2 protein-coding genes are annotated in these 12,135 nt (G+C 67.4%); both read right to left on the minus strand.

Going from position 1 to position 12,135, the window contains the following annotated elements; all coding sequences use genetic code 11:
- A partial coding sequence (locus ABZW16_RS32015; RefSeq protein ID WP_354959825.1) for a polyketide synthase occupies nt 1–1,195 on the minus strand: 1,195 nt, incomplete at its 3' end.
- Nucleotides 1,192–12,099: a type I polyketide synthase gene (locus ABZW16_RS32020; protein WP_354959826.1), complete on the minus strand. Its 10,908-nt coding sequence runs from the start codon at nt 12,097–12,099 to the stop codon at nt 1,192–1,194. The genes ABZW16_RS32015 and ABZW16_RS32020, both read right to left, overlap by 4 nt.
- Between the last annotated feature and the right edge of the window lie 36 nt (nt 12,100–12,135).

Consider the following 12,135-nt stretch of genomic DNA (forward strand, 5'->3'; position numbering starts at 1 on the left):
TGATCACACCGCCGATGCCGGCTGCGGCGGAGGTGTGTCCGATATTCGACTTGAGCGAACCGATACGCAGCGGATCTCCGCTGCGATTGCAACCGTAGGCGGCGATCAGCGCCTGCGCCTCGATCGGGTCGCCGAGGGGAGTGCCGGTGCCATGTGCTTCGACCACATCGATGTCGGAGGGCGTCAGACCGGCGTTGGCGAGGGCCTGCGCAACCACCTTTTCCTGCGAAGGACCGTTCGGTGCGGTCAGCCGGTTGCTGGCGCCGTCCTGGTTGACCGCGCTGCCGCGGATGACCGCGAGGACGTGGTGGCCATGACGGCGTGCATCCGATAGCCGCTCGACCACGAGCATGCCGAGGCCCTCAGAGATTCCCGTCCCGTCCGCCGCTGCCGCGAATGCCTTGCACCGCGCATCCGAGGACAGCGCACGCTGCCGAGCGAAGGCGAGCAGCTGGGTGGGGTCGGACATCACGGTGACCCCACCAACTAGGACGAGAGAGCTCTCGCCCTGACGCAACGACTGACAAGCAAGGTGCAGGGCGACCAACGACGACGAGCACGCGGTGTCGACCGAGATTGCCGGACCTTTGAAACCGAAGGTGAAGGCGACACGCCCCGATAGGATGCTGGTGGTAACCCCGAGGTAGGCATGGCCTTCCGCCTCGGCGGTCAGGCCCGGCGAACCCACGCGGGGGCCGTAGTCCTGGTGGATCACGCCAGCGAACACACCGGTGTCGCTGCCGCGCAGCGACACCGGATCGATACCGGCGTCCTCCAATGCCTCCCATGCTGCTTCCAGGAACAGGCGCTGCTGCGGATCCATTGCCATCGCCGCGCGCGGACCGATTCCGAAGAATCCCGCATCGAAATCGGCTACCGCATCCAGGAATCCACCTTGCCGGGTGTAGACAGTCCCCGGCGTATCGGGGTCGGTGTCGAACAGGCGCTCGAGGTCCCAGCCTCGGTCGGTCGGGAAGGGACCGATGGCGTCGGTACCGGAAGCGACCAGCTCCCACAGCTGCGCCGGAGTTTCGACATGGCCCGGATATCGGCAGCTCATGCCGACGATCGCGATCGGTTCGTTGGCACGCTCTTGCAGCTGGTGGATGTGCTTGTTGGCGGCGCGGAGATCGCCGGTGACCTTCCGCAGGTACCGACTGAGCCGTTCCTCGTTGCTGGTGCCGGGGTTGCTCATGCTGGGCCAAACTCCTCGTCGATCAGATCCAAGAGCTCACTGTCGGAATGGGATTCGAGATCGTCGTACGCACCGTCCGACCACTTGCCGGTCAGGTAGGTGCGCAGGCGCTCGTTGACACCCCGCAATCCGGCGACGGTCTCATCGCTATCGCTGCCGTTGGCGATAATCCGCTCGAGCAGAGCCTCGAGCCGCGCGATGTCGTCGGGCACCACAGACGTCAGGTGCGCGGGCGTCGTAGCCACGGTCTGCGCCAGCAAGTAGTCAGCGACATCTCCCGCGGTGGGGTAGTCGAATACCAAGGTCGAGGGCAGCGACAGCCCCGTCACCTTCGAAAGCCGGTTGCGGAGCTCGATTCCGCCCAGGGAGTCGAAGCCGAGTTCGCTGAAGCCGCGTTCCGGTCCGATGTCGTCGGCCGACTCGTAACCGCGCACCGCCGCCGCGTGTTGCCGCACCAGGTCCAGGACGACCCCACGTCGCTTCGCCTCCGCCACACCGTGCAAACGCTGCCCGAGTGAAGGTTCAGCGCTCGATGTCGTGGCCGACCGGCCGTGCACGCGAGCGAACCCGCGCAGCACTGCCGGTACCTGACCGGTATGCGCTTCCAGGCGCAGTTTGTCGGTATCCAGCTGCAACAATGCCGACACCGGTGCGGCCGTGGTCAGTGATTCATCGAACAACCGCAGGCCGTCGGTGCGCTCCAGCGGGGCCAGTCCCAGTCGCTCCAACCGGTTCATGGCGTTGCGATCCAGCACACCGGTCATGCCGATGTCCTGCTGCCACGGACCCCAGGCGAGTGCGAGTGCCGGTAGTCCTTCGGCGCGGCGTTGCACAGCGAGGGCGTCCAGGAAGCTGTTCGCGGCAGCGTAATTCGCTTGCCCCGCTGAACCGATCATTCCGGCAATCGACGAGAACATCACGAACGCAGACAGCTTCATATCGCGAGTGAGTTCGTGCAGATACCACGCCGCATCGGCTTTGGGAGCGAATACCCGATTGATCTGGTCGCTGGTGAGCGTGCGGAACGTGCCATCGTCGAGCACGCCCGCGGTGTGCACGACACCGGTGAGTGGGTGCTCCGCGGGAATGCCCGACAGCAGATCCCGAAGTGCGTCGCGGTCGGTGACATCGCAGGCGGCGACCCGCGCCTCGGCGCCGAGTCGGGACAGCTCCGCCGCGAGTTCCGCCGCGCCGTCCGCACGCTCGCCACGGCGAGATACCAGCAGCAGTCGTCGCACACCGTGCGCGGTGACCAAGTGCTGGGCCACCAGCGCGCCCAATCCTCCGGTCCCGCCGGTGATCAGCACCGTCCCGGACCCGAACGATACGTTCTCGGCCGCCGCGCTCGTGACCGCCTCGAGCCGCGGTATCAGGATGCGATCGCCCCGCACTGCCACCTGCGGCTCTCCGGTCGCGATCGCCACTCGGATCTGTTCGGCCGAAATATGCTGCGCACCACCGGATTCGTCTCCGTCCAGCAGCACGATCCGCTCCGGATATTCGGCCTGAGCGCTGCACAGCAGCCCCCATACCGCTGCCGATGCGGTATCCGGCGCCGCATCGGGCAGGGCTGCCGCACCTCGGGTCACCACAACCAGGCGAGACCGTGCAAATCGCTCGTCGGCCAGCCAGCCTCGCACCAGGTGCAGGGCGGCATTCACCCGATCACGCGCGGACGGCTGCGAATCCTCGTGCAGCGCAGCGGCTTCGGGCCAGACGACAACATCCGGAACGGTCGGAGCCGAAGCGAGCGTCGCCAGATCCGGATACCGCTCATCGACTCCGGCCACTTGTGCGCCACCCAGCACGGCTGCGCTCCCGGTCGGGGTGAGTCCGTCGGGCATCCCGACCGCCGTCCAGCGCAATCCATACCGCGCCGCCCGTCCGCCCGCCGGATCGGCGCGGAACTGCCGGATGTCGTAGGAGCGCATGACCACTTCGTCGATCGAAACGACCGGAGTTCCGTCCTGGTCGACGGCCACGACACTGATCGCCTCGCTGCTGCGCTGAATGGCCATCACCCGCAACGTCGTGACCTTGGACGTGGTGTGGAATTGCGTTGCGCCCCATCGGAACGGGAGTTCGACCTCAGCAGGGTTGCTCTTATCGTCGGGCCGGACCAAATGGACAAGTCCGGCATGCATCACCATGTCGAACAGCGCCGGATGCAGCTGGAACCGTTCGGCCGGGATTTCCTGGTTCAGGGTGACCTCGGAGAAGATCGTGTCACCACGGCGCCATGCGGCGTCGATGCCGATGAACGAGGCACCGTATTCCAGTCCGGCGACACGCGCCAGCTGGGCCGGAATCCAGTCGGCGGCCACCGGTTCGGCGTCCACCGGCGGCCACGGCTCGTTTCGCAGCATGTCCACGAGTCCGATGTCGATCAGCTGTTGACCGCTCAATACGCCACTGGCGTTGCGCGTCCATTCGCTGTCGGCGGCGCCGGTGAGGCGGTAGTGGAACGTGAACGATCGACGTCCCGCGGAGTCCGGTTCCCGCACCAGTACTTGCAGTTCGACATCGCCATCCACCGGAGGGCGGATCGGCGCCTCGAGGGTGAGCTCTTCGACGGCGTCGCATCCGATCCGCCGACCCGCGACCAGCAGCATCTCCATGAGCGCGGCACTCGGGACGAGCACCACACCGTAGGCAGTGTGGTCGGCAATCCATGGCTGGGTGCGCAGCGAAAGCCGCCCCGTGAACAGCCACTCGTCGCGGTCGGCCACTCGCACCACGTCGGTGAGCAGCGGGTGCTCCGACGCATTGCGGGGCTCCCCGACGCCGGGTTCGAGCCAGTACCGCCGATGTTCGAAGGCATAGGTGGGCAGGGCAACTCGTGACATCCGGTCGGGGAACAGCCCAGCCCAGTCGACAGCCACCCCGGCGGTGTGCGCCTGGCCGAGCATCGTGAGGAACTGCTCGACCTCGTCGTGATCCCGGCGAGCCGCCGCGGCGACCACGGATCGAGCCTCGACATCCTCGGGAAGCGTGTGCCGCATCATCGCCGCGAGCACCGCGTCGGGTCCGACTTCGAGGAACCGGCGCACGCCCGACGCCACCAGCGTCTCGACACCGGGCGCGAAACGCACCGCGGCGCGCACCTGCGATACCCAGTACCCCGGATCCAGGATCTCGTCACCGGCGATCCGGCCGGAGACATTGGACACCAACGGAATCCGTGGGGCGTTGTAGGTTACTCCCGCCGCTGCGGTCTCGAACTCGGCCAGCATCGGCTCCATCCGATGGGAATGGAACGCATGCGACACCCGCAACCGGCTCGTCTTGCGCCCCCGCTCGGTGAACTGCCGATCGATCTCGTCGACGACGTCCTCGTCACCCGAGACCACCACGGCCGCAGGCGCATTCACCGCTGCCACCGACACCCGATCACCGAATCCGGCGATCGCCGTGCCGACTTCGGCCTCGGAGGCGGCGACCGCGAGCATCGCGCCGCCCTCCGGCAGCGCCTGCATCAGCCGTCCTCGTGCCGCGACCAGCTCGCAGGCGTCTTCCAGTGACCACACACCGGCTACATACGCCGCGGCAAGTTCACCGATCGAATGCCCGATCAACACATCCGGGACAACTCCGAACGACTCCAGCAGCCGATACAGCGCCACTTCGAACGCGAACAGCGCGGGCTGGGTCAGTCGTGTCCGATCCAGCATCCCGGTCTCCGTGGCGACTCCCTGATCGTCGATCAGGTGTCCGGTGAACATCGCTTCCTTCAGGGCAAATCCGAGCAGCGGATCGAACCGGGCGCACACCTCGTCCAGCGCTGCGGCGAATACCGGGAAGGCAGCGGAGAGACCCGCGCCCATACCGACCCGCTGCGCGCCCTGACCGGTGAACAGGAAGGCGGTCTTCCCGGAGCCCGCCGTGTCGGAAACCACTCCGGCCGAGGAAGATCCGGCGGCGAGCGTCGCCAGCCGCGCCAGCAGTTCGTCGCGATCACCGCCCAGGATCGCCGCCCGTGACTCGTGCTGCGCACGTGTCATCGCGAGCGAATATGCCACCTCCACCGGATCGGCGTCGGGGTGATCGACCAGCCACTGCTGCAGTTTCGCGGCCTGTGCCCGGAGGGCGGTCTCATTCTTGGCCGACACCAGCCAGGGCACCACCGTGCTCGGGCGGTCGGCAGCCGGTGCCGAGACGACCGACTGGGCGGGCGCTTCCTCGAGGATCGCGTGCGCGTTGGTGCCGCTGACACCGAACGACGACACACCGGCCCGACGGACCCGTTCGCCGGTCGGCCACGGCTGCGCCTCGGTCAACAGCTGGACATCGCCCGCGGACCAGTCCACATGTGGGCTCGGCTCGTCCGCATGCAGCGTCTTCGGCAGGGTTTCGTATCGCAGCGCTTGAACCATCTTGATGACCCCGCCGACACCTGCCGCGGCCACGGTGTGGCCGATATTCGACTTGATCGATCCGATCCGCAGCGGTTGTTCCGCACGGTCGCGCCCATACGCCGCGATCAGCGCCTGGGCTTCGATCGGATCACCCAACGTGGTGCCGGTACCGTGCGCCTCCACCGCGTCGATATCCGACGGCTCGAGCCCGGCATTCGCCAACGCCGCCGCGATCACCCGTTCCTGTGACGGACCATTCGGCGCGGTCAAGCCGTTACTCGCGCCGTCTTGGTTCACCGCCGTTCCGCGCACGAGGGCCAGGACGTTGTGCCCCAGCCGTCGGGCGTCGGCGAGCCGCTCGAGCACCAGCACACCGACGCCCTCGGCGAAGGCGACGCCATCGGCCGCCGCGGAGAACGCCTTGCACCGTCCATCGGGCGAGAGACCGCGCTGCCGCGCGAAATCGACGTAGAGGTAAGGACTGGCCGCGACCGTCACACCACTGGCCAGCGCCAGCGAGCTCTCCCCCTGGCGCAGCGCTTGGCAGGCCAGATGCAGCGAGACCAGCGACGACGAGCATGCGGTGTCCACGGTGACCGCCGGGCCTTCGAGACCGAGGACGTAGGCGACCCGTCCGGAAACCACGCTGCTCGTGGTGCCGGTGAGTCGGTAGCCCTCCAGGTCACCGGCCACCCGATCGATGTAGCCCGTATAGCCTGCTCCGGCGTACACCCCGGTGTCGCTGCCCCGCAACGACGTCGGATCGATGCCTGCGTCCTCCAAAGCTTCCCAGGACACCTCCAACAGCAGACGCTGCTGCGGATCCATCGCGGATGCCTCCCGTGGACCGATCCCGAAGAATCCCGGGTCGAAATCGCCCGCGTTGTAGAGGAATCCGCCGCGTCGGGTGTAGACGGTACCGGGCTTGTCCGGATTCGCGTCGAACAGCCGCTCCAGATCCCAGCCCCGATCCGACGGGAAATCGCCGGTCGCGTCGGTTCCGGAAGCAACGAGATCCCATAGCTGGTCCGGTGATTCGACCCCGCCGGGGAACCGGCAGGCCATGCCCACGATCGCTATCGGCGCGTCTTGCGATGTTTCAGCGGCCCGGACTCGGCGGACAACCTTCTTGACGGGTTCGCCCACCGTCGGCTCGACGCGGGACTGCACCAGCTTCGACACCGCCGCCGGGGTCGGATGATCGAATACCAGCGTCGATGGCAACTGCAGGCCGGTGGCCTTGCCGAGCCGGTTCCGGAACTCCACGCCACCCAGCGAATCGAAACCGATCTCGTCGAAGCGCTGGTCGGGCCGGATGTCTGCGGCCGAATCATGGCCGAGCACTGCCGCCGCCGCGGTGAGCACGACCTCCAGCACTACCTCGCTGCGCCGAGCTTGCGGCACACCCGCCAACCGGGCGGCCAGCGAGCCCGCCGCCGCGGCGACCGGCGCCGGTCGCGTCGGGCTCGAACGCCGCACGAATCCGCGCAGCACCGCCGGAACCACATCGACATCGGATGCGCGACGCAAGACGCCCGCATCGAACCGGATCGGCGCCAGACACGCATCCGAGTGAGCCAGCGCATCGTCGAAAAGACTTGCCCCTTCGGCACTTTCGAGCGGGCTCAGACCCAAACGATCCCACCGCGCGAGGGCGGCGCGGTCCAGGCCGCCGGTCATACCGCTGCCCTGGTTCCACGGTCCCCACGCCAGCGACGTGGCGGCCAGACCGGCGGCCCGCCGCCGTTGCGCCAGCGCGTCCAGGAAGCCGTTCGCCGCGGCGTAGTTGCCCTGTCCCGACGAGCCCAGCACCATCGCGATCGACGAGAACACCACGAACGCAGACAGATTCAGGCTACGAGTCAGCTCATCCAGATGCCAGGCCCCGTCGACCTTCGGCGCCAGCACCCGGTCCACCTGTTCGGCGGTCAGCGATTCGATGGTGCCGTCGTCCAGGATTCCCGCGGTGTGCACGACAGCGGTCAGTGCGGCGTCGGAATCGATTGTCTCCAGGAGGTTGCGCACCGCGACGCGGTCGGCGACATCGCACGCGACGGCCCGGACCTCGGCCCCGGCCTGCGCCAATTCGGCAACCAGCTCGGCGGCGCCGGGCGCGTCGGGCCCCCGACGCGAGGTCAATACGAGACTGCGCACGCCGTGTTCGGCAACGAGATGGCGGGCGAACAACGCACCCAGTCCACCCGTCCCACCCGTGATCAGCACGGTCCCATCTCCGAACGACGGTCGCAGCCCCGGATTCTCGGAAGCGGATGCGCGCACCAGCCGGGGAACCAGAAGCTGCGCACCACGGACCGCGATCTGCGGCTCGCCCGACCGCAGGGCCGCCGCGATGCGGTCGGCATCCAGTGGCCGGTCCGGATCCTCGTCGACGAGGACGAACCGTTCCGGATGCTCCGACTGCGCGCTGCGCACCAGTCCCCACACCGCCGCCGCGGCCGGATCGGGAGTCTCATCGGGCAGGCCAACGGCGCCCGTCGTCACCACGACCACTCGGACATCGGACAGACGTTGCTCACCGAGCAGGGACTGCACCGTCGCCAACACGCCGTGCACGCGAGCCCGCACTGATCCCGGCCCATCGACGGCCGAACCTGCTGCGAGCGGCTCGGTCGCTCGCCACACCACTACACCGGGAATACGCTCGGCCGCAACGATATCGGCGATCGACGCGTATTCCGTGTCGATCCCCGCCACCGTCGCGTCCCCGAGCATCGCCAGGGACGGTCGGCCGTCTCTCGCACCCGACTCCGCGGTGGGCTCCCAGCGCACCCGGTACAGGCCCGCCTCGTCACCGCCGAGACCGCTCCGGAATTCCTGCACGTCATATGGACGCATCACCACCGCGTCGATCGATACGATCGGATTGCCGTCCGGATCGACAGTCGCGACCGACACGGTCTCGGATCCGGTCGCGACCGCGATGACCCGAAGCGACGTCACCTCGGCCGGCCACTGCCCGCCATCCGTTGCCGACCTGTGGAAACGGGCACCACCCCACCGGAACAGCAACCTGCCGGTATCGGGATCGGAATCCGCATCGCGCCACAGCAATCCGGAGAACCCCGCGTGCATGACCAGATCCAGCAGCGCGGGGTGCAGGTCGTGCCGTCCCGGCTGCGGCGCCGCGTCGGTGTCCAGCACGATCTCGGAGAAGACCGTGTCATCGCGTTGCCACGCGGCACGCACACCGACGAACGCCGGACCGTATTCGAGCCCGGTGAGCTTCGCGATCCGCTCCGGAATCCGCGCGCTGTCCACAACCTCGGCATCGACCGGCGGCCACTGCTCCTCCCGCAGCCGCGACAGCAACGCCGAATCACCAGCCCACCCGTCACCCGACCACCCCCCCTCGAGGAGCTCCGCGCTGTTACGCTGCGCCCCGAACGCACCGGTGGCGTTATGGATCCATTCGGCATCGGAGGACTTGCGGAAATAGAAATCGAACGGACGCCGCCCGGACTCGTCCGCCGCCTGCACCAGCACCTGCAACTCGACCTCGTCGTCCGCGGTCGGCAGAATCGGCGCCTGCAGCGTGAGCTCTTCCACCGCGCCACAACCGATCCGACGCCCCGCGACGAGGAGGAACTCGATGAACGTCGCGCTCGGCACAACCACCACGCCGTAGGTCAGGTGATCGGCGATCCACGGATGAGTCCGCAACGAGAACCGGCCGGTCAACAACCATTCGTCGGTACCCGCCAACCCGACCACACCGGTCAGGATCGGATGATCCGTCGACGACGGCGATGCGTCGACGGCACCGGACAACCAGAACCGGCGGTGTTGGAAGGCATAGGTAGGCAACGGAATCCGACGTGCCGCACGACCCGCGAACCACGAACGCCAATCCACCCGCGCACCCGCGACATGAACCTGCGCCAGCGAAGTAGCGAACTGCTCCGCCTCATCGACCGACCGCCGCGAAGCCGCCGTCACCGACGACACCGACTCGACCTCCGGGTTCTCGGCCAGACAGCCACGCGTCATTGCCGCCAGCACCGCATCGGGTCCGACCTCGACAAACCGTCGCACACCCGCCGCGACCAGAGTGTCCACACCCGATGCGAACCGGACACAACCCCGCAGCTGCCGCACCCAATACTCCGGGTCGGTCACCGCATTCCCGGCAAGTTCACCGGACACGTTCGACACGATCGGCACACGCGGCGACCGATACCCCACACTTTCGGCCACCGCACGAAACTCGGCCAGCATCGGATCCATCCGCGCCGAATGAAACGCATGACTGACCCGCAACCGATTCGTCTGCACACCCTCGGCGGACAACCGCCGCTCGACCTCATCGATCGCCTCGTCGTCCCCGGACAGCACCGTCGACGACGGACCGTTCACCGCCGCGATCGACACCCGGTCGGCGAAATCGGCGACGATATCGACAGCTGGTCCTTCACCGATCGCCACCGCGAGCATTGCACCGCCCGCCGGCAAGGCACCCATCAACCGGCCCCGAGCCGCCACCAGCGAGCAGGCGTCCGAGAGTGACCACACCCCGGCCACATGCGCCGCCGCCAGCTCGCCGATCGAATGCCCGATCAGCAGATCCGGTGTGACACCGAATGATTCGATCAGCCGGAACAATGCCACCTCGAACGCGAACAATGCCGGTTGGGTGAATTCGGTCCGATCCAGCACACCCTCGGCATCGGCGAACATCAGGTCCTTCAGCGGCCGACCCAACAACGGATCGAACTCCGCGCACACCTCGTCCAACGCCGCCGCGAACACCGGGAACGCCCGATATAGGCCCGCTCCCATACCAACCCGCTGCGCGCCTTGCCCGGTGAACAGCAACGCCGTCCTATCGGAACCAGCTTTCCCCTCGATCGTGCCGTGCGAACCGGCGACCATATCCGCCAGTCCGGCCAGCAGTTCGTCCCGGTCACGCCCCACGACCGCGCCACGCCGGTCCAACTGTGCCCGCGACGTTGCCAGGGAATACGCCACATCCCGCACATCGACGTCGGGATCGTCGATCAACCACTGCCGCAGTCGATCCGCCTGGGCACGCAGGGCCTCGTCGGACTTGGCCGATATCAGCAACGGAACAACATCGGCCACAATGGGTTTCGCGGCCGGTGCCGGTTCGCCCTCGTCTGCGGACGGAGCGGTGGCCGGATGGGCGGGCGCTTCCTCGAGTATGAGGTGGGCGTTGGTACCACTGACTCCGAACGACGACACCCCGGCTCGCCGGATCCGATCCCCCGCCGGCCACGGCTCGCTGTCCTGCAGGAGCCGCACCGTACCCGCGGACCAATCCACATGCGGAGTCGGCGCATCCACGTGCAACGTCTTCGGCAACACGCCGTACCGCATGGCCTGAACCATCTTGATCACGCCGCCGACCCCCGCGGCAGCCGAGGTGTGACCGACATTCGACTTCAACGACCCCAGACGCAACGGCGCGGCCTCGCGCCGCGCGCCATACGCGCTGATCAATGCCCGCGCCTCGATCGGATCCCCGAGCATGGTGCCGGTACCGTGCGCCTCGACCGCGTCGATATCCGACGGGGCCAGGCCGGCGTTCGCCAATGCGGCCGCGATCACTCGTTCCTGCGACAGACCATTCGGCGCGGTCAAGCCGTTGCTCGCACCATCCTGATTGACCGCACTGCCACGCACCACCGCCAGCACGGTGTGACCGAGCCGCTGTGCGTCCGACAACCGCTCCAACACCAATACGCCGAGCCCCTCGGAGAAACCGGTCCCGTCGGCAGCCTCCGCGAAGGCCTTACAGCGCGCATCGGGCGATAAGGCACGCTGACGCGCAAATGCGATCAGCAAAGACGGATCCGACATCACGGTCACCCCACCCGCCACCGCCAGCGAGGTATCGCCCTGCCGCAGCGCCTGGCACGCCAGATGCAACGCCACCAGCGACGACGAGCAAGCGGTATCGACCGATATGGCCGGGCCTTTGAAACCGAATGTGTACGCGATCCGACCGGACAGCACCGCGTTCGAAACACCCAGGTAGGCATGGCCTTCGGTCTCGGCGGTGATATTCGGCGAGCCGATGCGGGGACCGTAATTCTGATGGACGACGCCGGCGAAGACGCCGGTGTCGCTGCCGCGCAACGACACCGGGTCGATACCCGCATCCTCCAACGCCTCCCAGGACGCCTCCAACATCAGGCGCTGCTGCGGATCCATCGCCGCGGCCTCACGCGGGCCGATTCCGAAGAAGGCCGCGTCGAACTCGCCGATGGAGTCGAGGAACCCACCGTCACGGGTGTAAATGCCGCCCGGCACATCGGGATCCGGGTTGAACAGCCGTTCCAGGTCCCACCCTCGATCGGTCGGGTAGTCCCCGATGGCATCCACACCGTCCGAGGCCATGCGCCACAGATCCGCGGCGGAGCGCACACCACCGGGATACCGGCAAGCCATACCGACGATCGCGATCGGTTCCCGCGACCGTTCGGTGAGCACGCGCAGTTGCTGTTTGGTCTCGTAGAGCTCCTTCGCGGTCTTCTTCAGATACCGGCGCAGCTCGTCGTTGTCGGCCATCGGTGGAACTCCAGATCGTGTTTGCTCAGCTGAGGT

The organism is Nocardia sp. NPDC004604 (assembly GCF_040609795.1).
Classification (GTDB): Bacteria; Actinomycetota; Actinomycetes; order Mycobacteriales; family Mycobacteriaceae; genus Nocardia.

Coding starts and splice junctions, on each gene's coding strand:
- ABZW16_RS32020 (WP_354959826.1), bottom strand. CDS start 12,099: ATGGCCGACAACGACGAGCTGCGCCGGTATCTGAAGAAGACCGCGAAG.